The 22,330-nt window shown below is 44.7% G+C and carries 16 protein-coding genes; 9 read left to right on the top strand and 7 right to left on the bottom strand.

The window, feature by feature from the left end:
• The first annotated feature begins 79 nt into the window (after positions 1 to 79).
• The 5 genes from QMZ64_RS11265 to QMZ64_RS11245 all read left to right on the top strand — a co-directional run bounded on the left by QMZ64_RS11265 (position 80) and on the right by QMZ64_RS11245 (position 6,925).
• Complete coding sequence (locus QMZ64_RS11265; RefSeq protein WP_265626914.1) at positions 80 to 3,766, top strand: nitrate reductase subunit alpha; 3,687 nt, start codon at positions 80 to 82, stop codon at positions 3,764 to 3,766.
• Positions 3,756 to 5,225, top strand: a complete 1,470-nt coding sequence (gene narH / locus QMZ64_RS11260) for a nitrate reductase subunit beta (protein ID WP_020451629.1) — start codon at positions 3,756 to 3,758, stop codon at positions 5,223 to 5,225. The genes QMZ64_RS11265 and narH overlap by 11 nt, the downstream gene beginning before the upstream one ends.
• 17 nt (positions 5,226 to 5,242) lie before the next feature.
• Positions 5,243 to 5,785, top strand: a complete 543-nt coding sequence (gene narJ / locus QMZ64_RS11255; RefSeq protein WP_020451628.1) for a nitrate reductase molybdenum cofactor assembly chaperone — start codon at positions 5,243 to 5,245, stop codon at positions 5,783 to 5,785.
• The gene (gene narI / locus QMZ64_RS11250) at positions 5,782 to 6,468 is read left to right on the top strand and encodes a respiratory nitrate reductase subunit gamma (RefSeq protein WP_059231107.1); all 687 of its coding nucleotides are present in this window, start codon (positions 5,782 to 5,784) and stop codon (positions 6,466 to 6,468) included. Before narJ ends, narI begins: the two co-directional genes overlap by 4 nt.
• A 112-nt stretch (positions 6,469 to 6,580) precedes the next feature.
• The gene (locus QMZ64_RS11245) at positions 6,581 to 6,925 is read left to right on the top strand and encodes a hypothetical protein (RefSeq protein ID WP_059231105.1); all 345 of its coding nucleotides are present in this window, start codon (positions 6,581 to 6,583) and stop codon (positions 6,923 to 6,925) included.
• Positions 6,926 to 6,971: 46 nt separating this feature from the next.
• Here the strand turns inward: QMZ64_RS11245 and QMZ64_RS11240 are convergent, their stop codons facing one another.
• Entirely contained in the window at positions 6,972 to 8,384 is a 1,413-nt protein-coding gene (locus QMZ64_RS11240; RefSeq protein WP_243940587.1) for an alanine/glycine:cation symporter family protein, read from the bottom strand.
• A 327-nt stretch (positions 8,385 to 8,711) separates the two neighbouring features.
• Here QMZ64_RS11240 and QMZ64_RS11235 point away from each other — a divergent pair, with 327 nt between their 5' ends.
• The 3 genes from QMZ64_RS11235 (at position 8,712) to QMZ64_RS11225 (ending at position 10,308) form a co-directional block, all read left to right on the top strand.
• Complete coding sequence (locus tag QMZ64_RS11235) at positions 8,712 to 9,056, top strand: hypothetical protein (protein WP_243940585.1); 345 nt, start codon at positions 8,712 to 8,714, stop codon at positions 9,054 to 9,056.
• 28 nt (positions 9,057 to 9,084) lie between these two features.
• Positions 9,085 to 9,210 (top strand): hypothetical protein, encoded by a 126-nt coding sequence (locus QMZ64_RS11230; protein ID WP_261378965.1) that lies wholly within the window; start codon positions 9,085 to 9,087, stop codon positions 9,208 to 9,210.
• Positions 9,211 to 9,525: 315 nt separating this feature from the next.
• On the top strand, positions 9,526 to 10,308 hold the full coding sequence (locus QMZ64_RS11225; RefSeq protein WP_059231099.1) for a (S)-acetoin forming diacetyl reductase: 783 nt from the start codon (positions 9,526 to 9,528) through the stop codon (positions 10,306 to 10,308).
• A 214-nt stretch (positions 10,309 to 10,522) separates the two neighbouring features.
• On the opposite strand, the gene QMZ64_RS11220 is transcribed toward QMZ64_RS11225, so the two are convergent.
• The 4 genes from QMZ64_RS11220 to QMZ64_RS11205 all read right to left on the bottom strand — a co-directional run bounded on the left by QMZ64_RS11220 (position 10,523) and on the right by QMZ64_RS11205 (position 16,003).
• Positions 10,523 to 11,929, bottom strand: coding sequence for a sugar porter family MFS transporter (locus QMZ64_RS11220; protein ID WP_265626915.1), 1,407 nt, complete (start codon positions 11,927 to 11,929; stop codon positions 10,523 to 10,525).
• 280 nt (positions 11,930 to 12,209) lie between these two features.
• A complete protein-coding gene (araA, locus tag QMZ64_RS11215) occupies positions 12,210 to 13,634 on the bottom strand; it encodes an L-arabinose isomerase (RefSeq protein WP_265626916.1) in 1,425 nt (474 codons plus the stop codon).
• A 42-nt stretch (positions 13,635 to 13,676) separates the two neighbouring features.
• Positions 13,677 to 14,372, bottom strand: coding sequence for an L-ribulose-5-phosphate 4-epimerase (locus QMZ64_RS11210; RefSeq protein WP_265626917.1), 696 nt, complete (start codon positions 14,370 to 14,372; stop codon positions 13,677 to 13,679).
• 23 nt (positions 14,373 to 14,395) lie between these two features.
• A complete protein-coding gene (locus QMZ64_RS11205; protein ID WP_265626918.1) occupies positions 14,396 to 16,003 on the bottom strand; it encodes a xylulokinase in 1,608 nt (535 codons plus the stop codon).
• Positions 16,004 to 16,354: 351 nt separating this feature from the next.
• Here QMZ64_RS11205 and QMZ64_RS11200 point away from each other — a divergent pair, with 351 nt between their 5' ends.
• Positions 16,355 to 17,446 (top strand): GntR family transcriptional regulator, encoded by a 1,092-nt coding sequence (locus QMZ64_RS11200; protein WP_105980981.1) that lies wholly within the window; start codon positions 16,355 to 16,357, stop codon positions 17,444 to 17,446.
• Between the two features lie 261 nt (positions 17,447 to 17,707).
• Here QMZ64_RS11200 and parC read toward each other — a convergent pair whose 3' ends face one another.
• Together parC and parE are read right to left on the bottom strand one after the other, a co-directional pair.
• Positions 17,708 to 20,131, bottom strand: a complete 2,424-nt coding sequence (parC, locus tag QMZ64_RS11195) for a DNA topoisomerase IV subunit A (RefSeq protein WP_265626919.1) — start codon at positions 20,129 to 20,131, stop codon at positions 17,708 to 17,710.
• Positions 20,132 to 20,135: 4 nt separating this feature from the next.
• Positions 20,136 to 22,103, bottom strand: coding sequence for a DNA topoisomerase IV subunit B (parE, locus tag QMZ64_RS11190; protein WP_075754576.1), 1,968 nt, complete (start codon positions 22,101 to 22,103; stop codon positions 20,136 to 20,138).
• Positions 22,104 to 22,330 lie beyond the last annotated feature (227 nt).

Genomic DNA, 22,330 nt, shown 5'->3' with positions numbered 1-22,330 from the left:
TGACAAATTTAACAAGGTCCAGCGCCTCCTCCATATATAGTGAGGGTAGCATCAATGACTCAGAAGGAGTGAACCAGCAATGAAAAAAAAGAAACAGAGTCCCATTTTCAGGAGATTAAATTATTTCTCTCCGATTGAACGCCATTCCAATCAACACAGCCAAACCACTTATGAAGACCGGAATTGGGAAGATGTATACAGAAATAGATGGCAGCATGATAAAGTGGTTCGCTCTACCCACGGGGTGAACTGTACAGGCTCCTGCAGCTGGAATATCTACGTCAAAAACGGGATCGTCACATGGGAAGGGCAGCGACTCGATTACCCTTCGACTGGCCCTGATATGCCGGACTTTGAACCGCGCGGCTGTCCGCGGGGAGCGAGCTTTTCCTGGTATATATACAGCCCGCTCCGCGTGAAATATCCGTATGTACGCGGTGTGCTGATCCAGATGTGGCGCGAGGCGCTAAACAGCAGCAAAAATCCGCTGGAAGCATGGAAATCGATTATCGAAAACCCTGAAAAAGCAAAGGCCTATAAACAGGCGCGCGGAAAAGGCGGATTTGTCCGCGCCGAATGGAGCGAAGTCCTGAAGCTGATTTCGGCTTCCCTTCTGTACACCATTGCCAAATACGGTCCTGACCGCAATGTCGGCTTCTCGCCGATTCCAGCCATGTCGATGCTCAGCCACGCAGCGGGGTCACGCTTTATGTCCCTGATCGGCGGGCCGATGCTGAGCTTCTATGACTGGTATGCCGACCTCCCTCCTGCTTCACCGCAAATTTGGGGAGATCAAACCGACGTTCCGGAAAGCAGCGACTGGTACAATTCAGGCTACATCATGACATGGGGTTCTAATGTGCCGCTTACCAGAACGCCTGACGCTCACTTTTTAGCCGAAGCCCGCTATAAAGGAGCAAAAGTGATTTCGATCAGCCCGGACTTTGCCGAGTCCTCAAAGTTTTCCGATGATTGGCTGAGCATCAGACAAGGAACGGACGGCGCACTGGCCATGGCGATGGGCCACGTCATTCTGCAAGACTTTTATGTCAACCAGAAGACGGAGCGTTTTATTGATTATGCAAAACAATATACCGATTTCCCGTTTTTGGTGACTTTGAAAGAGGAAAACGGAACGTTCACAGCAGGCCGCTTCCTCCATGCTAAAGATATCGGGCGTGCGACAGAGCATGATGAGTGGAAGCCTGCCGTTTGGGACGAAGACACAGATGGATTTGCGATTCCGCAGGGCACGATGGGCTCCCGCTGGGACGGCCAAGGAAAATGGAATCTGCGCATGGTTGATGAGGATTCAGAAAAACCGATCACACCTCGGCTTTCCATGCTTGGACACGAAGATATGATCGGCACGGTCAACATTCCTTACTTCTCACATGACGGCAATAAAGTGCTTGAAAGACCGCTTCCGATCAAAAAAATGATTCTGGACGGCGAGGAAGTTTTTGTTTCTACCGTTTTCGACCTGACGCTCGCCAACTATGGCGTCAACCGCGGAATCGACGGACAGACGCCGGCATCATTTGATGATCCTGAACCGTTTACACCGGCTTGGCAAGAGCCGATTACCGGCATTAAAAGTGAAATGGTGATCAAGATCGCGAGGGAATTTGCGCAAAATGCGATTGACACAGAGGGCCGCTCAATGATCATTGTCGGCGCCGGGATTAACCATTGGTTCAATTCAGACACCATTTACAGAGCTGTGCTGAACCTTGTGCTTCTCGTCGGAGCTCAAGGGGTTAACGGAGGCGGCTGGGCCCACTATGTCGGCCAGGAAAAACTCCGGCCGGCCGAAGGATGGCAGACGATCGCGATGGCAAAAGACTGGGGAGGCCCTGCCAAACTGCAAAACGGAACATCATTTTTCTACTTCGCCACCGACCAGTGGCGCTATGAAGATCAGGAAATCAGCGGGCTCGCTTCCCCTATCGCAAAAACATCGCGCTACAAGCACCACGCCGATTACAATGTGCTGGCGGCAAGACTCGGCTGGCTTCCATCGTATCCGACGTTTGAGAAAAACGGTATCGATTTGTATAAAGAAGCTGAAAAAGCAGGCGCTGAGAACGCTCAGCAAGTCGGAAGCTATATCGCCAGACAGCTTGAAGAGAAAAAGCTCAAGTTTTCGATTGAAGATCCTGACAATGAAAAGAACTTCCCGAGAAATTTATTTGTCTGGAGAGCCAACTTAATCTCGAGCTCCGGCAAAGGTCATGAATATTTTCTGAAGCACTTGCTCGGCACGACGAACGGACTGATGAACGATGATCAGGACAGCATCCGCCCCGAAGAAATCTCATGGCGTGACAAAGCGCCTGAAGGCAAGCTCGACTTACTGGTCAATCTCGATTTCCGGATGGCGGGAACAGCCCTTTATTCAGATATCGTGCTCCCTGCGGCCACCTGGTACGAAAAGCACGATCTCAGCAGCACGGATATGCATCCGTTCATCCACCCGTTTAATCCGGCAATCAGCGCGCCGTGGGAAGCAAAGTCTGACTGGGATATTTTCAAAGCATTGGCAAAAGCGGTTTCCAATCTGGCTGAAGAAATGGACATGGAACCTGTAAAAGAGGCTGTTGCGACTCCTCTTCTCCATGACACTCCACAGGAAATGGCGCAGCCGCTCGGGAAAATCAAAGATTGGAGCAAAGGCGACTGCCCTGCCGTTCCCGGCAAAACAATGCCGCAAATTCATGTTGTGGAACGGGATTACAAGCAGATTTTCAATAAGATGACATCGCTTGGACCGAATGTTGTCAAACAGCCGTTTGGTACGAAAGGAATGAACTGGTCTGTTCAAGTGGAATATGATTCCCTCAAAAAAACGCTCGGCGTCGTAAAAGACAACACGATCGCCAAAGGCTGTCCTGACATCAGTGATGCAAGACAGGCTGCGGAAGCGGTATTGACCCTCTCTTCCACTTCAAACGGAAAAGTAGCCGTTAAAGCGTGGGAATCGCTTGAAAAAATAACGAATCTTGAGTTGAAAGACTTAGCTGAAGAACGGGAAGAGGAATGCTTTACATTTGAGCAAATTTCGGCTCAGCCGAAAACGGTGATCACCTCCCCTGCTTTCAGCGGTTCTGAAAAAGGCGGACGGCGCTATTCTCCGTTTACGACGAACGTTGAAAAACTGATTCCGTGGAGAACGCTGACCGGCAGACAGTCTTTTTACCTTGATCATGAAATGATGACGGAATTCGGCGAGAACATGGCGACATTCAAGCCGATCCTGATCCACCGCCCTTTCTTGAACAAGCGTCCGGATCAGGAAGGAAAAGAAATCGTTTTAAACTACTTAACACCGCATAATAAATGGTCGGTTCACAGCATGTATTTTGATTCCCTGCCGATGCTTACCCTTTTCAGAGGCGGGCCGACAGTCTGGATGAATAAAGACGATGCGGAAGAAACCGACATTCAGGACAACGACTGGATCGAGTGCTTTAACCGAAACGGAGTCGTCGTTGCGCGGGCCGTGACATCACACCGAATTCCAAAAGGAATGGCCTTTATGCACCATGCCCAAGACCGGCATATCAATGTGCCGGGAACAAAACTGACGAATAACCGCGGAGGGACCCATAACAGCCCGACCCGCATCCATGTCAAGCCGACGCAGATGATCGGAGGCTACGGTCAGCTCAGCTACGGATTCAACTACTACGGGCCGACAGGAAATCAGCGCGACCTCAATGTCGTGATCAGAAAATTGAAGGAGGTCGATTGGCTTGAAGATTAAAGCTCAAATCGGAATGGTGATGAACCTTGATAAATGCATCGGCTGCCATACATGCAGCGTCACATGCAAAAACACATGGACAAACCGTTCCGGTGCAGAATATATGTACTTCAACAACGTCGAAACAAAACCGGGCATCGGCTACCCTAAACAATGGGAAGACCAGGATAAATACAGAGGCGGCTGGGAGCTGAAAAAAGGCAAACTTCAGCTCAAATCAGGCGCCAAAACAACACGGCTCATGAATTTATTCTACAACCCGTACCAGCCGACGATCGATGACTACTATGAACCTTGGAACTATGATTATGAAACGCTGACAAACAGTCCGGAGAAAAAACACCAGCCTGTTGCAAGGCCGAAGTCTTCCATTACGGGAGACTTCATGAACCTTGAATGGGGTCCGAACTGGGAAGACGATCTTGCCGGCGGCCACATTACAGGCCTTCAAGATCCAAACGTCAAAAAAATGGAAGAATCGATCAAGACTGAATTTGAAGACGTCTTTATGATGTATCTGCCAAGGATATGCGAACACTGCATCAATCCTTCCTGCGTCTCCTCCTGTCCGTCGGGAGCGATGTACAAACGCGAAGAAGACGGAATCGTTCTCGTCGATCAAAATGCGTGCCGCTCATGGAGACACTGTGTATCATCATGCCCTTATAAAAAAGTGTATTTCAACTGGCAGACGAACAAGGCGGAAAAATGCACATTGTGCTTCCCACGCCTTGAAGCAGGACTGCCGACAATCTGCTCTGAGACATGCGTCGGCAGAATCCGCTATCTCGGCGTCATGCTTTATGATGCAGATAAAGTCGAAGAAGCGGCTTCAGCCGAAAATGAAAAAGATCTATATCACTCCCAGCTGGAGATTTTCCTTGACCCGAATGATCCCGCTGTCGCAGAAGAAGCAAAAGCGCAAGGCATTCCGCTGGAGTGGATCGAAGCAGCGCAAAAATCTCCGATCTACAAAATGATCATCGATTGGAAAATCGCTCTGCCGCTGCATCCTGAATACCGGACATTGCCGATGGTATGGTATATTCCGCCGCTCAGTCCGATTATGAATATGTTTGAAGGAAAAGGAACGGCCCAATCAGCTGAAGATATCTTCCCTGCCATTGATGAAATGCGGATTCCGATCGAATATTTGGCCAATTTGCTGACTGCCGGTGATACACACCATATAAGAACGACATTAAAGAAAATGTCTGTGATGCGTATGTACATGCGGGCGACCCAAACGAACAAACAGATCGATTCAGCCCTGATTCAAGATACCGGATTGACTGAAGAGCAGATTGAAGATATGTACCGTCTGCTTGCGATCGCCAAATACGATGACCGCTTTGTCATTCCGCAAACCCATCGCGAAGAAGTCGCGGATCTGTACATGGAACAAGGAAGCTGCGGATTATCGTTTGCCGGAGGACCCGGCTCTTGCCAAAACATATAACACTGGAGGGAAGCTTCATGAATGGAACAGACAAACAAACCGTTTTTGCCGCTCTTTCTCACCTCCTCTCCTACCCTGATGAAGAGTGGAGAAAAGAACGTTCCGAATGGCAGCAGATCATCGGCGAAATCGAACATGAAGCGCTGAAAGGACATCTGCTTGCCTTCTTGGAAAGCGCGGCTTCCTATTCGTCTGAGGAATTGATCGAAACGTACGTATATACGTTTGATTTCGGCAAAAAAACGAACCTTTATGTCACCTATTTCAACTCCGGTGAACAAAGGGAGCGCGGAATTGAATTGCTGCAGCTGAAAGATCTGTATCAGCAGTCCGGTTTTCAGCCGACAGACAAAGAGCTGCCGGATTATCTGCCGCTCATGCTTGAATTTGCTGCAGTCGCCGATCATGAAAAAGCTGCGGCTGTTTTCCAAAAATACGCAGCGAACCTGGAAGAATTAAGATTGCAGCTTTCAGAGAATGAAAGCATCTATACGCCGTTATTGGACGGATTAATGATGATTTTAGAGGAAATTGGTGTTGAAAGGAATGTACAGCCATGATCGAACAAATACTGTGGGTCATCCTCCCCTATATCGTCATCACCATTTTTATCGGAGGACATATATACCGCTATCAACATGATCAGTTTGGCTGGACGGCCAAATCAAGCGAAATGCTCGAAAAGAAAAAATTGGCGCTTGGCAGCAGCCTTTTTCACTGGGGAATCTTTTTTGTCATCGGCGGGCATGTGATGGGAATTTTAATTCCGGAAAGCCTTTATGAGGCGCTCGGCGTATCAGAGCATATGTACCATAAAATCGCGATCGGTTTCGGACTGCCCGCAGGCATCGCCGCGCTGTCAGGACTTATCATATTGACCTACCGCAGATTCACGGACAAACGGATTCGAAAAACGAGCTCTGCCGGTGATTTCATCACGCTGGTCGCTTTGTTATTCGTCATGACGACTGGGCTTGCAGCAACCTTCTTGAACATTGATTCAAAAGGATTCGACTACAGGACAACAATCAGCCCGTGGTTTCGCAACATTTTCTTATTCAAGCCTGATGCCGGGCTTATGGCGAGCGTGCCCCTCTGGTTTAAGCTTCACATCATCATGGGCTACGTCATTTTCATCGTCTGGCCGTTTACTCGGCTCGTCCACGTATTCAGCATGCCGCTAAAATATTTGACAAGAAGCTATGTTGTTTATCGGAAACGGGCGCCCCGGAAAAGCATGTAAACATTTTCCCTAAAGCTAAAACGGCTTTAGGGATTTTTTTCTCCATAGGCAAGCTACCCATAGTCCCCATCAATCATACGATAAAGCAAACCATCAGAAAGGAGCGTTTTTATTGTATCCATACGATCCTTCACTATATGATCCGTATCGCCAGCAATTTCCGCCGGGTCCGCCTCCGGGAGCAGGAGGACAGCAGCAACAGCAGCTGCTCCCCCCGCCGCCGAGCCAATTTCCGCAAGACACCGGCCCTTCGGTATTTGCCGTTGATCCCGGCGGAATCAGAAGATGCCTGTTCAAATACACGTTCATCCGCTTGAGAAACGGCAGCCGTTTTTGGTTCTACCCGGTTTTCGTCGGCCGTCATTCGATTGCGGGCTACCGCTGGAGGCCGCGTCAATTCCGCTGGGTTTACTTCGGTATTGACCTGAACGAGATCACTTCTTTCAGCTGTCAGTAAAAAATAAGAAAAAGGCGCCCCCCATGGACGCCTTTTTTCATATGGTTTATTTCGATTGCAATGTTTCCTTCTCGTCTTCCCAAGCCTCTGTGTTTTTCAGACCTGGAATCGAGCTTGCCTTAAAGACAGGGTTCTTCCCTGCTTTGCGCTGTTCAGTATAGTCTTTCAGCACTTTCGCAGCAATCCCGGAAAGAAGCAAAATCGCAATCAGGTTAATGATCGCCATTAATCCCATAAATAAATCCGCCATGTCCCACACAAGCTGGAAACCGGATACAGATCCGAAGATCACCATTGCGACAACGGCTGTACGGTAAACAGCAAGCGCCGTCTTGCTCTTTTTAATAAATTCAATGTTCGTCTCACCATAATAGTAGTTTCCGACGATTGAGCTGAAAGCAAACAGGAAAATCGCCACTGCGACAAACGCAGGCGCCCAGCTTCCAATGTGATGCTGCATGGCTGCTTGTGTAATTTGAATGCCGTCAAGCTCTTTGCCCGGCGTCAGATTGAACAGCAGAATCATAAAGGCTGTCGCACTGCAGATGACCATCGTATCAAAGAATACGCCAAGCGTTTGGATAAAGCCTTGCTTCGCCGGATGAGAGACATTGGCAGTCGCCGCTGCGTTCGGCGCGCTTCCCATTCCGGCTTCGTTTGAAAACAAGCCGCGCTTCGCACCGATAATAATGATGCTGCCGAGCGTACCCCCTGCAATCTGCTCGATCCCGAAAGCATCTTTCACAATCATCGCGAAAACGGCCGGTATTTGAGAGATATTTGTCAGCACGACAAATAAAGCAAGCGCAAGATAAATGACCGCCATAACCGGAACGATCAATTGCGTGACAGTCACGACGCGTTTCAAACCGCCGAAAATGATAAATCCGGTCAAAACCGCCAAAATAATGCCGACCGTTGTTTTATCAAGGTTGAAAGCCCCTTCCATCGAACCGACGATCGTATTGGCTTGCACCGCATTAAAGATCAAGCCGAATGTAATCGTAATTAAAACGGCAAAGATAATGCCCATCCATCTGGCGCCCAGCGCTTTTTCCATGTAATAAGCAGGACCCCCTCTGAAATGATCGCCGTCTTTGACCTTGTACACTTGAGCCAGCGTACTTTCCACAAAGCTGGAAGCCATACCGACAAGCGCGACAACCCACATCCAAAAGACCGCTCCCGGTCCTCCTGTTGCAACAGCAAGCGCGACACCGGTCAGGTTCCCCGTGCCGACACGCGAAGCGGCGGAAATAAAGAAAGCCTGCAAAGACGAGACGCCTTTTCCTTTCTCCTCCTTTTGTCCGACGATACGAAACATCTCGAAGAAATAGCGGAATTGAACGAATTTCAATTTAAACGTAAAGAACAGGCCTATTCCTATTAATATATAAACTAAATAAGTCCAAATAAAACCGCTCGGGACATTGATGATTTCGCTTAAAATTTCTTCCATAGCACCCTCCTGAAACAAACGAATTTTGTTTTGATGTTAAGTTTTCTAACATGGTAGGATTATATCATAATAATGACACAAGAAAAACTAGATAGAATTTTCTGTTTTTTAAACATAAAGGCTGTTTGCATCATTATTACTTTAGCCCTAATGCTCATTATAGCAGAGTATCATCTTTATTCATACATAAAAATGCGCTTTCATTCCGAATGCGCTACGAAAAATCTCATGTTGTCAATAAATATTTGCCAACTGTCACAAAATAATCATCTTTTCTTATCACATAAAATATGCTAAGATGATGAGATACTAAGGGGATGAGATCAAATGAAAAAGACATTGTTTCTGCAACTGTCCATATTCTTTTTAGTCATTGCGAGCCTTCATTCGTTCTCAATGCCCCAGATGCCGGCAAATCACCATACGCAAAAAGCCGCTGTTTCAGGAGATGAACTCCATGAACTGACAGTCGGCAAATATGGTGACGAAAAGGCGAAATCATTGTGGAATTCACTCGGCTTCGGAGCTGAATCCATCCTTCTCTTAATCTTAGCTGCGGCTTCCGGCCAGGCGTTCATGATGAACAGGCGGAAAGAGCATCTGAAGGCATTTATGCTCGCGGTGTTCTATCACTCTTCTTATTTCGATAAAGTGCATGTTTTAAAACCATAACCATACGAAAAAAACGGGAGGTTTTAACATGTTATTTATCATAAGAACGGTGATTATTGGACTATTTTCATTGGCAGCAATCAATTTGTTTGTTTTTCAAGGAATTGAATTCATGCACGCGTTTACCGATCTTTTCAATCGCCAGGACAGCTGAATTTAGCGACCCGAAAAAGCTGGACAATAAAATTTCATAAAGCAGTTTGATTGGCATGAATCCGGCATTGCACGGATTCATGCCTTTTCATTTGGTCTTCCTTTGTCTTCTGATTGCAGTAAGACTTTAAAGCGGAACAATCCTATTATACTTAAATACAACTTTTCCATCTTCTTCAAAAACAATTAAATTTTTTCGAAAAATTTTAAACATTTTTTTAACAACTGCCGCCGTTTTATTTCAAATCTACAAATATAAGATATAATGTTACTGTACCAATTAAATACCAATTACTTATAGAAAGAAGATGTTCATATGAGTAAAGTATCCGGAAAAATTGCTTTTGTTACTGGCGGAGGCCAAGGAATTGGCGAAGCAATCTGCAAACGCTTGGCGGAGGATGGGTTCGCTGTTGCAGTTGCCGATTATAATGCAGAAACTGCGACACAAGTTGCTGAGGACATTAACCAGCATATCGGTAAGGCAATTGCAGTTAAAGTGGATGTTGCTGATCGTGACGATGTTTTTAAAGCAGTCGATGAAACGGTTAAACGCCTCGGCGGTCTTGATGTGGTAATCAACAATGCAGGTCTTGGACCAACCACACCTATTGAAAGCATTACATATGAAGATTATCGGAAAGTCTATGATGTTAACGTCGGCGGTACTTATTGGGGAATACAAGCAGCTGTAAAAGCCTTTAAAGAACTTGGGCACGGCGGGAAAATCATTAATGCTTCTTCTCAAGCCGGCCAAGTCGGTAACCCGGGCTTGGCAGTTTACGGCGGAACAAAGTTCGCTGTTCGCGGGATTACGCAAACGGCGGCAAAAGATCTAGCTGAATTAGGTATTACTGTTAACGCCTTTTGTCCGGGTATCGTTAAAACGCCTATGATGATGGGGATTGCACAGCAAACCGCTGATGAAGCAGGCAAACCATTTGAATGGGGAATGGAACAATTCGCTAAAAATATTGCATTAAAACGCTTATCAGAGCCGGAAGATGTAGCAGCATGCGTTTCTTACCTTGCAGGGCCGGACTCAGATTATATGACCGGCCAGTCTCTTATCATTGATGGCGGAATGGTATTTAATTAATTTTAAAATCTATTCAATATGGAGGGCGGAATTTTCCGCCTCCATATTGAATAACAAGCTAGAGCTGATATCGTCACGGTTCGTCCAACCACGCCCCGTTTAAAAATTTTGACCAAAGAACGTCTTCCCTTTGAAACCCCTGTTGCACTAGTGCAAAGATTTCCCCTGCGATAAGCGGCAACCAAGATAACTCCTTTCTATTCCGCTCCAATCCTCATAGGTTTATTTGCGCGCTTTTTCCGTCAATTTGTTTATTTCCTCCATCTCTTTCGATTTCCTCTAAACTGCGACCTCGAGTTTCAGGGACGCGTGTCCGGATAAATACAACTCCAAGTAAACAAATCACACCGAAGATTGCAAACACAACTTCTTGAGACATCGAAGCGGTCATAATAGGAAATAGCAATCCAACCAAGAAAGAGCCAATCCAGTTAAATGATGAAGCTAATCCAGACGCACGCCCGCGAATGACCAGAGGGAAAATTTCTCCAACGATGACCCAAGTTAAAGGAGCCCATGTGAATGAATAAAGTGCTACATAGATACTTAAAAAGACAACCATCATCATCGGATTTGCATTAGGAATTAATATATTCAATATTGCCGGCAAAATAAAGGACAGCCCCATAATGGTTCCGCCTACTGTTAATAAAGTGCGGCGATTAAATTTATCAGCAATCATGATGAATAGTAATGAACCTAGCACGAGAATAACACCTTGAATAATCGGCCACATCAACGCTGAACTTGCTGCATTCCCTGTTGCTTTTTCTACAATCAAAGGAATGTAATAAAAAATTGCGTTCGCACCCTGGAATTGTTGAAAGGCGGCAACACCCACACCGGCAATTAATAAAAAACGATATTTATTACTTAATAGTGTAGACCAAGATGCTTTTTGATTTGCCTTCGTCTCTTCTCTTGCAGTTTCTTGAATTTGTGCTATTTCAGAATCAATCTCTCCTTTGTTAGAGCGAATATAGCTCAACACCTTTCGAGCTTCATCAAGTTTATTGTTCTTGATTAAAAAACGCGGTGATTCGGGTAACTTTAACATTCCAACATATAAGATCAAAGCAGGTACGGCAGCCAAACCAAGCATCAACCGCCATGCCATTGTTTCCGGCAAATCTTTCAAGAGAAAATCAACAATGTAAGAAAGCAACATTCCAGAACAAATCATGGTTTGATTAATTCCTGACAGCCGTCCGCGTAAACGTGCAGGCGCCATTTCCGACATATAGGCCGGGACCAATGCAGAAGCAGCACCAACGGCCAATCCCAATAAAACCCGAGAAACAATCAAAAACAGGACCCCGTTATGAGGTGCTATTCCTGACAAAATGGATCCAACAACAAAAATGACAGCGGAAATTAAAATCATTTTGCGACGTCCCAAACGATCAGAAAGTTGTCCGGCCAGGGCGCCTCCAAAAATAGCGCCTAACATAACCGAAGAGGTAATCCATCCAATAACCCCGGCGTTGTCTTGAAGGTTCCAATCATGTTGCAGAAAAGGCAAAGCACCCGTCATAACGCCGATATCATAACCGAAAAGAATGCCGGCAAAAGCCCCGAAAAAATAAATGAAGCCACTTGAGATTTTCTTTTCATTAACCATTAAAGTTCCCTCCTCAAGGTTGAAATGATATTGTGTAATCCAGCCACCAAAATTATCGATGGCTGTTTAAGAACTCATAAAAGTGTTTTCCAACTGCAAATACATGCTAGGATATAGGTGGGATTTCTCACTAACATCATGGTTTTATTTGCCTATTATTAAACGCTTTCAATTTTTCCGGAATATGACGATAACGCTTACAAAATCATGAATATTTCGATATCTGATATCCCTATTTTTCACCTCCAAGGAAGCAGAACCTCCTCGGAGGTTAGAGGCATTACTTAATAACCACATATTCCAGGTCAACCAGTTTTGCATAAGTGATCATTTGGTCTGCTGTTACATTCAATGAAACAACTGTATGGTGACCGCCGCCATTCTCAAGCCACGCTTTCACTCCATCCTGGAAGTTAGGCTTCACTTCCCAAAGCACCCGTGCCACTGGAAGGTTTGGTGCCGGAACAGTTGGTTCAAATGCAGAAACTTCGTTAATCAACAGTTTGTAGTGCGTACCAAAGTCTGCCATTGAAACAACCACACCATCTCCTGCTTTTCCGTCGAACACTAAGCGCGCCGGGTCTTCACGATCACCAATACCTAATGGAGATACGATAATTTTCGGTTTGTTGCTTGCTAAAGATGGGTCAACTTCAAGCATATGTGATTGAAGGATTGATTCTTGACCGGCAGCTAATTCATATGTGTAATCTTCCATAAAGCCGGTTGATTGGTTGCGGCTCATCACTTTAAGTAAGCGATCGAGCGCTGCCGTTTTCCAATCTCCTTCACCAGCAAAGCCGTATCCTTGGGCCATCAAACGTTGGACGGCAAGACCCGGAAGTTGTTTCATCCCATATAAATCTTCAAAGTTAGTTGTGAAGGCATGATAACCACCATCATCCAGGAAGCGTTTAATGGCGATTTCATAGCTTGCTTGTACTTTTACGCTCTTCTCCCAATCTTCCTGACTGTAAGTACCATAATCAAATTCATAAAGGTCTGCATATTCAGCAAACAATTGATTAATTTCTTCATCTGTAACCGCATTCACGTATTGAACAAGATCACCAATGCCAAAGTAATCAACTGTCCAGCCAAATTGAATTTGCGCTTCAACCTTATCCCCTTCAGTAACAGCAACGTTACGCATGTTGTCACCAAATCGAGCGACCTTGATGTTGAAGCTTTCGTTATAAGCAACCGCTACGTCCATCCATTCCGCAATTTGCTGTTGCACTTCAGGACGCTCCCAATAACCTACGACAACTTTATTTTGTTTTTTCAAACGGGCATTGATAAAACCATATTCACGGTCCCCATGAGCAGATTGGTTTAGGTTCATAAAGTCCATGTCAATCGTTGTCCATGGAATACTTTCATTAAATTGTGTCGCTAAATGAAGTAACGGTTTTTGTAATAATTTCGTTCCGCGAATCCACATTTTTGCAGGTGAAAAAGTATGCATCCAAGTGATAACACCGGCAACTTCGTCACGATAGTTCACTTCTTTCATGATGTTTGTGATTTTATCTGCACTCACAGCTAAATCTTGCAATACAAGCGGGTATGGCAATACAGCGCTTTCATTTAGAGCATCAGTCACGGCTTGCGCGTGCGCTCTGACTTCTTCCAGCGCTTCTTCCCCATAAAGATGTTGTGAACCTACGACAAACCAAAATTCTTTTTTTCCTGTAGTTAACATCATAACCCTCTTTTCTAAAATGAATAGTTTGATAGAATCGATTTACTTTTGACCATAATAAGCATTTTCACCGTGTTTGCGTAAATAATGTTTATCTAAAATATATTGTGGTAATTCTTTCGCAAAATGATTTAATTCTCGTGTAAATAAATTCATTTTCGCGACTTCGTCCAACACCACACTATTCAATACTGCTGATTTTACATCTTTGCCCCAAGTAAATGGACCATGACCGTGAAGTAAGACACCAGGAACAGCTAAAATATCTAACCCGCGCTCTTTAAAAGTTTCGATAATGACATGACCTGTTTCTGCTTCGTAACCTCGATCAACCTCCTCTTGTGTCAAGTAACGGGCACATGGCACGGAACCATAGAATGTGTCTGCATGAGTGGTTCCCATCGCGGGAACATCAAGGCCTGCTTGAGCCCAGATTGTCGCCCAAGTTGAATGAGTGTGTACAATTCCTCCAATTTCAGGGTAATGCTTATAAAGTACCGCGTGAGTCGCTGTATCTGATGAAGGCCTCAGTACTCCTTCAACAACATGGCCATCTAAATCAACAACCACCATATCACTAGCTTTCATTGTTTCATAATCAACACCACTAGGTTTGATAACGAATAAACCAGTTTCACGGTCAATGGCACTTGCATTTCCCCATGTGTATTTCACGAGTCCATATTTAGGCAAGTCCAAATTTGCTTGTAACACTTCTTCTTTCAGTTGTTCTAGCACGTCAACCCCTCACTTTCCACTCATTAAATCAAATGATCCACAGCGGCCTGCTCAATCATTAAACCTTTTTTGTACCGTTCGATAAATGCTTCAAATCCTTCAACATCTAATTGATCAGGGTAAATTTCTTGCCCGGCATCTTCTTCAAAGACTTTCTTGTCGAGGAAATCTTCCAAGCTTTCTTCTTGATCATTGTTCATCATGTAAGAAGCAAGAATAGCCATCCCCCACGCACCGCCCTCTCCGGCTGTTGCCATCACCGATACTGGCGTATTCATTGCAGCTGCAACAATTTTTTGTCCGACAAGAGGGGTTTTGAATAAACCGCCGTGAGCTAAAATGCTATCAATTTCAATATTTTCCTCTTTGGTCAAAATATCCATTCCGATTTTCAAAGCTGCAAAAGCTGCAAAAAGGTGTGTCCGCATGAAGTTTGCTAAATCGAAACGACTCTCTGGTGAGCGGACAAATAACGGCCGGCCTTTTTCTAGTCCTGTAATATTTTCACCGGAGAAATATCCGTAGCTTAGTAAGCCGCCGCCATCTGAGTCAGCTACCAATGCTTTATTCAACATCACTTCGAATAATTTATTCATTTCAACCTTTTGTCCCATTGCCTCAAAAAATTCACGAAACAACCCTAGCCAAGCATTCATATCGCTTGAGCAGTTATTCGCATGAACCATTCCAACCGGACTGCCATTTGGCGTTGTTACCAAATCAATTTCCGGATATACTTTTGAAAGTTCTTTCTCTAATACAATCATGGCAAAAACTGAAGTTCCTACTGAGATGTTTCCAGTGCGTTTCCTCACACTATTCGTAGCAACCATTCCTGTTCCGGCATCGCCTTCCGGCGGACAAATCGGAATGCCTGGTTGTAAATTTTTTGATTGATCCAGAATTTTCGCGCCAATTTCGGATAATTCGCCAGCTTGCTCGCCTGAAATATAAACTTTAGGAAGAATATCCCTTATCATCCAAGGATAGCCTTTGTTCGAAATCAATTCATCAAATTGCTTGATCATCGATTCATTGTAATTTTGCGTTGATTCATCAATTGGGAACATGCCCGAAGCATCTCCAATGCCAATTGCTTTATTGCCAGTCAGCAACCAGTGAATGTACCCGGCTAAAGTGGTGATATAATCAATGCGAGGCAAATGCTTCTCTTCATTTAATATCGCTTGATATAAATGAGCAATACTCCACCGTTCAGGGATATTGAATTGAAATTGATCAGTTAATTCTTTTGCTGCAGCACTGGTTGTTGAGTTACGCCAAGTTCGAAACGGAACAAGCAGCTCCCCTGTGTTGTCAAAAGCCATATATCCATGCATCATGGCAGAAAATCCGATAGAACCGATTTTGCGAATGGTGATACCATAATTTCGTTCAACTTCATTCTTCATTTCACTATAAGCTGTTTGCAACCCGGTAATAATATCTACCAAGTTGTACGTCCAAAATCCATCTTCCAAGCGGTTTTCCCACTCATAACTTCCAGATGCGATTGTTTCAAAACTACGATCAATCAACACCGCTTTAATACGTGTGGATCCGAATTCAATTCCAAGTGATGTTTCTCCCTCAGTTATCGCCTGCTTGATGTTTACTTGATTCGCTTTCACGTTATCCCCCCTCTGATAGCGATTTCAAAATTATTCGAAAGAAGGCATTCCCCTTTTCGCTTAACTTAATTACAGACTTAGTATATTTTTTGTACGTACATTTGTCAATCCTGAATATAATATGTTCATATAAATATCACAACGATATTTCTGTTCGCTTTCTCTTAAACGCTTATAATAAAAGGTATTTGTATAACATAAAATCTAAAGAAAAAAATTAGAATTACTGTTCATTTTCACGAAAATAAGGCGAAATCTTTTCATTCATTGAAAGCCATGATAAAATATGTCCACACAAATCATTCAATTAAAAAAATTAGAATGCGAACAATTATGAAAGAAGTGAGTGAAATGAAACCAAAGTATAAGGTCATTATTAATGATATAAAAAGTAAAATCCTTTCAGGAGTTTACAGGGTAGGAGAACAAATTCCTACTGAATCCGCCATACAAGAAGAGTATAAAGTCAGCCGGCACACTGTTCGAAAGGCCATTTTAGAGCTGGCGAACGAGGGGTTTTTAAGAAGCGAAAAAGGGTCTGGCACTTATGTAAGTAACCAGTATCAATCAAAACCTGGCGGGAATTCCAATAATAAAATAATCGGTGTAATCACGACCTACATTTCAGATTACATTTTCCCCTCAATTATTCGCGGAATTGAAGGGAGATTGAATGAGGCTAATTATTCGTTACTATTAGCTAGTACAAATAATGATGTCGAACAAGAAAAAAAAGCTTTGGAAATGATGCTGTCATTTGGCGTAGATGGTTTAATTGTTGAACCTACGAAAAGTAATCTATACAATCCTAATATTGCTTACTATTTATCGTTTAAGGAACAGGATATTCCTTTCATCATGATCAATGCTTATTATGAAGAATTAGATGTTCCTTTTCTTTGTCTCGATGATGTGCAGTCAAGCTATCTCGCTACAAAAGAATTAATATCAAAAGGGCATACACAAATTGGTCTCATTTCAAAAATGGATGATTTACAAGGAAAGTATCGAATGAAGGGATATATAAAAGCGCTTGGTGAAGCCAAATTACGATTTCAACCAGAGCATGTGCTTTCATACAATACAGAGACGAAGCTGGACCTATACACAAACCTGAAGAAGTTTTTAAATGAAAAGAGAGACGTGTTGACTGCAATTGTTTGCTATAACGACGAAGTAGGGTTGGAAGTAGCAAATGTATGCAGACAACTTAATATTTCTGTCCCAGACAAATTGTCAATTATTGGTCAGGATAATTCGTATATTGCCAAAAATGCGAATATCAAACTAACAACATTGACACATCCTCAAGAACAAATGGGACACGATGCAGCTGATTGGGTCATCAAGAAATTACAAGGAAAGAAGGACTTACCAAACGAAACCTACTATCAGCCTGTGTTAATTGAAGGTGAAACCGTAAAAGAGTTAGACGTACAATAAAGGAAAACCCAGTCCATGTTCACTAAAGGCGTGAATACGGACTGGGTTGTTTTACTCTGTTATCAATTAAGCAGCAGAGAATTTTCATGTATTTGACGCTTACTCCAAAAAGAAGCCCAACAAAGAAAAAAGCTTGTATCACAAGAAAAGTAGCCTAGTGTTTAAAAATCAACCTGTTTAAGGTTTATCTGGCATGTTCTTTTTCAGCAGCATTCTTCGCGGTTCTATTCTTGATGGGCATGTGGTGATATGAGGTCAATTTCACTCCAGTTCATGTTTGCTGATCCATACATCTGTTACTTCTCCTGCCTCATCTTCGTCGATGATGAAAGAACCGTTGCTGTACCGGTCATGAAGCTTGATATCTTTGACAAGCAGCTCCTCTGTGATACCTTTTTCGGTTTGAAGCGTGATTTGAGCATGATATGAGCATGCGAGCAGCCCGGTGATGCGGTGAGGTTTTTTCTTCAGTTCCCTCAGCATGAGAACCCCTCGTTTCGCCCGTGACGTTTTTTCAAATTCGGTGCGGTTCATCCGCTTAATAGATCCGCGCTGGGTCGCGAGCACAAGCACATCCGATTCCTCTAACACCTGCCCGCTGGCGACAAAGTCGCCGTCTTTCAAATTGACGCCTTTGACACCGGCCGCCCTTGCGCCGACGACGCTGACCTCATCTTCTGAGAACCACAGACCGTAGCCGGAATGTGTTGCGATAAACAAATCTTTCGTTCCGTCCGTTACATGAACATCGACCACTTCATCGTCGCCTTTTAAGTTAAGAGCGACCAGTGCTTTTGAATAGCGCTGTGCTTTATACTGCATCAGCTGAGTTCTTTTCGCCATTCCGTTTTTCGTAAAGAACAGCAGGTATTCAGATTCGGTAAACTCCCTGACAGGGATCGCCTTGACGATGGATTCATCACTGTCGATCGATATGATATTTGTGATGTGCTGACCCAAGTCTTTCCATCTGATATCAGGAAGCTGGTGAACGGGACAATACACATAGCTCCCTTTATTTGTGAACAAGAGCAGTACGTCTGTCGTATTCATTTCCAGCTGACAGAGCAGACGATCGGTATCTTTCATGCCGAAGTCCTGGCCGTTTGATGCAGCAAAAGACCGCTGGCTCGTTCGTTTAATATAACCGTCTTTCGTCACGGTCACATAAACGTCTTCAGACGCCACTATCACTTCAAGATTGATTTTGATTTCTTCGATTTTTTCTTCGATGACAGAACGCCTTTGACCGGCATAGGTTTTTTTCACCTTTTTCAAGTTGTCTTTGATCACTTTTAAGAGTTTCTTGTCATTGGAAAGGATCTCTTCCAGCTCTTTGATCTTCTGATCGAGTTCTTTTGCTTCTTCTTGGAGAGCCGTAATATCTGTGTTTGTCAGCCTGTACAACTGCAATGAAACGATCGCTTCAGCCTGCGGCTCTGTAAATGCGAACTTTTCGATCAGATTGTTTTTGGCATCGCGCTTGTCATTGGAGGAGCGGATCGTCGCAATGACTTCGTCCAAAATGGACAGTGCCTTCATCAATCCTTCTACGATATGATGCCTTTCCTTCGCTTTTTTCAGCTCATACTGAGAACGGTTTGTGATGACTTCTTTTTGGTGGCCGATATAAGCGTCCAAAATCGATGTGAGATTCATCAGCATCGGTCTTCTGTTATGAATAGCCACCATGTTAAAGTTGTACGGAATCTGCAAATCCGAGTTTTTGTACAAGAAATTTAAAATGCCTTGTGCATCCGCTTCTTTTTTCAGCTCAATCACGATTCTGAGTCCTGTCCGGTCGGTCTCGTCACGGACTTCGGAAATCCCTTCGACCTTCCGTTCAATCCTGAATTCGTCCATTTTTTTCACTAAATTCGCTTTGTTGACTTCAAACGGAATTTCAGTAATGACAATTTGCTGGCGGCCGCCTCTGATCGTTTCGATCTCGGCTTTGCCCCTGATGATGATTTTACCTTTTCCGGTTTCATAGGCTTTTTTTATGCCTTCTTTCCCCTGGATGATTCCTCCGGTCGGAAAGTCCGGTCCTTTTACGAGCTCCATAAGGTCATCCACACTGCAGTTCGGCGAGTCAATCCGCCTTATCACGGCATCGATCACTTCTCCGAGATGGTGCGGCGGAATGTCAGTCGCATACCCGGCGGAAATCCCTGTCGATCCGTTGACAAGCAGGTTCGGGAACATCGCCGGAAGGACGACGGGCTCCTTGCTTGTATCATCAAAGTTTGGCACAAACTCGACCGTTTCTTTGTCAATATCTCGCAAAAGCTCTGAAGCGATCGCTGCGAGCCTTGCTTCTGTATAACGCATCGCAGCCGGCGGATCACCGTCGATGCTTCCGTTGTTACCGTGCATTTCAACCAGCACGTTGCGAACCTTCCAGTCCTGGCTCATCCGCACCATCGCTTCGTAGACCGAACTGTCTCCGTGAGGATGATAGTTCCCGATTACATTACCGACCGTTTTTGCGGCCTTGCGGAAATTCTTATCGTGCGTGTTTCCTTCCGCATGCATGGCGTATAGGATTCTTCTTTGAACAGGCTTCAGGCCGTCCCTGGCGTCAGGGAGCGCCCGATCCTGAATAATGTATTTGCTGTATCGGCCGAAACGGTCGCCGATCACGTCTTCCAATGGTAAATCATGATAAATCTCTGGCTGTGCCATTTATTTAAACCTCCTCAGCGACCGATAAATTCTCGTTTTCTAAAATGTTGCTTTCTTCATCAAGTCCGAAAGCGACGTTTTTCTCAATCCATTTTCTTCTCGGCTCAACTTTGTCGCCCATCAATGTCGTCACGCGCCTTTCCACACGGGCTGCGTCATCGATTTTAACTCTGACAAGCGTTCTTGATTCCGGGTTCATTGTCGTTTCCCAAAGCTGGTCAGCGTTCATTTCGCCGAGACCTTTATAGCGCTGAATTGTATATCCTTTTCCGACTTTTTTGAGGACGTCGTCCATTTCTTCATCAGACCAAGCATATTCAATGATTTCTTTTTTGCCCGACCCTTTGCTGACTTTATAGAGCGGCGGCAGCGCGATAAACACTTTTCCGTGCTCGATCAGCGGCTTCATATAGCGGTAGAAAAAAGTCAGGAGCAGCACTTGGATATGAGCGCCGTCTGTATCCGCATCTGTCATGATGATGACTTTGTCGTAATTGATGTCCTCAATGTCAAAATCGGCGCCGACCCCTCCGCCGATCGCGTGAATGATCGTATTGATCTCTTCATTTTTAAAAATATCGGCCAGTTTCGCTTTTTCCGTATTGATAACCTTTCCGCGGAGCGGCAGGACAGCCTGGAATTTCCGGTCTCTTCCCTGCTTTGCTGATCCTCCGGCAGAGTCACCCTCCACGAGATACAACTCGTTTTTGGACGGATTCCTTGATTGTGCAGGCGTCAGCTTGCCGGAGAGCGTCGCTTCGGATTTCTTTCTTTTCTTTCCGCTTCTTGCCTCTTCTCTTGCTTTTCTCGCAGCTTCTCTTGCCTGGGAGGCTTTAATCGCTTTCTTGACGAGCAATGTTGCCGTTTCCCTGTTTTCTTCAAGGAAATATGCGAGCTGCTCGGAGACGATCGCATCAACGGCTGACCTTGCTTCACTCGTGCCGAGCTTTCCTTTTGTCTGTCCTTCAAATTGCAGAAGCTCTTCTGGAATCCGGACGGAAACGATTGCTGACAGGCCTTCCCGGATGTCCGTTCCTTCAAGGTTTTTGTCCTTTTCTTTTAAAAGGGCCACCTTTCTCGCATATTCGTTGAATGCTCTCGTCATCGCCGTTTTTGCACCGGACTCATGGGTTCCCCCGTCCTTTGTTCTGACATTATTGACGAATGACAGGATGTTTTCAGAATAGCCGTCATTAAATTGAAACGCGAAGTCCACCTCGATGCCGTTGTGCTCCCCTTCAAATGAGACCACTTCAGAAAGCGCGTCTTTCTCCTCATTTAAATAAGCGACAAAAGCTTCGATTCCGTTTTCGTATAAAAACGTTTCTTTTGTTTGATCGCGTTCATCGATCAATTCGATTTTTAATCCTTTTAACAAAAAGGCTGATTCTCTCAGACGCTCTGAAAGCGTTTCAAAGTTAAATGTCGTTGTGCTGAACATCGTAGGATCAGGCTTGAAATGAATCAGGGTGCCGGTCTTTTTGGTCGTTCCGATTTTATCAAGGGATGTCACCGGTTTGCCGCCGTTTTCAAAACGCTGCCTGTAAACATTTCCGTCCCGCTCAATCGTGACTGTCAGCCACTCGGACAGGGCGTTTACAACGGATGCACCGACGCCGTGCAGCCCCCCGCTCGTTTTATAGCCGCCTTGGCCGAACTTTCCTCCGGCATGCAGCACTGTCAAAATAATTTCGGGAGTCGGTTTGCCGAGCTTATGCATTCCTGTTGGCATTCCCCGGCCTCTGTCTTGCACCGATATGCTGTTATCTTTATGTATCTTTACTATAATGTGATTCCCATGGCCCGCGAGGACTTCATCGACGGAATTATCGACGATTTCATATACGAGATGGTGCAGGCCCCGGCTGTCTGTTGAACCGATGTACATACCGGGGCGTTTTCTGACCGCTTCCAGGCCTTCGAGCACCTGTATGGAATCATCATTATAGTCAACTTGCTGTTTCTTAACCAAATGCATAAACCCCTTTCAAAAATCAAACATTGCTTATAAAGAATAATACACACTCTGTCATGTAAAGCAAAGTATTATCCGATTCTTTTCCAAGCGCTTCAAGCATTGTCGGGAACATGTTAAAATGAAAGCCGCTTTTTTGCACAGCCGTCATTTTACACGATTCGTCCCCTGGAGGACAAGGCTTTTCCACCAGCAATTGGAAAATCATTCTTAAAAAAACTGTC

Source organism: Bacillus sp. LB7 (assembly GCF_030449715.1).
GTDB lineage: Bacteria > Bacillota > Bacilli > Bacillales > Bacillaceae > Bacillus > Bacillus paralicheniformis.
Note: the sequence above shows the minus strand (reverse complement) of the source record. Positions and strands in the feature narration are given on the sequence as shown.

Coding starts and splice junctions, on each gene's coding strand:
- narJ (WP_020451628.1), top strand. CDS start 5,243: ATGAATGGAACAGACAAACAAACCGTTTTTGCCGCTCTTTCTCACCTC.
- parC (WP_265626919.1), bottom strand. CDS start 20,131: ATGGCACAGCCAGAGATTTATCATGATTTACCATTGGAAGACGTGATC.
- araA (WP_265626916.1), bottom strand. CDS start 13,634: ATGTTAACTACAGGAAAAAAAGAATTTTGGTTTGTCGTAGGTTCACAA.
- QMZ64_RS11235 (WP_243940585.1), top strand. CDS start 8,712: ATGAAAAAGACATTGTTTCTGCAACTGTCCATATTCTTTTTAGTCATT.
- QMZ64_RS11225 (WP_059231099.1), top strand. CDS start 9,526: ATGAGTAAAGTATCCGGAAAAATTGCTTTTGTTACTGGCGGAGGCCAA.
- narI (WP_059231107.1), top strand. CDS start 5,782: ATGATCGAACAAATACTGTGGGTCATCCTCCCCTATATCGTCATCACC.
- QMZ64_RS11230 (WP_261378965.1), top strand. CDS start 9,085: ATGTTATTTATCATAAGAACGGTGATTATTGGACTATTTTCATTGGCA.
- QMZ64_RS11265 (WP_265626914.1), top strand. CDS start 80: ATGAAAAAAAAGAAACAGAGTCCCATTTTCAGGAGATTAAATTATTTC.
- QMZ64_RS11220 (WP_265626915.1), bottom strand. CDS start 11,929: ATGGTTAATGAAAAGAAAATCTCAAGTGGCTTCATTTATTTTTTCGGG.
- QMZ64_RS11200 (WP_105980981.1), top strand. CDS start 16,355: ATGAAACCAAAGTATAAGGTCATTATTAATGATATAAAAAGTAAAATC.
- QMZ64_RS11240 (WP_243940587.1), bottom strand. CDS start 8,384: ATGGAAGAAATTTTAAGCGAAATCATCAATGTCCCGAGCGGTTTTATT.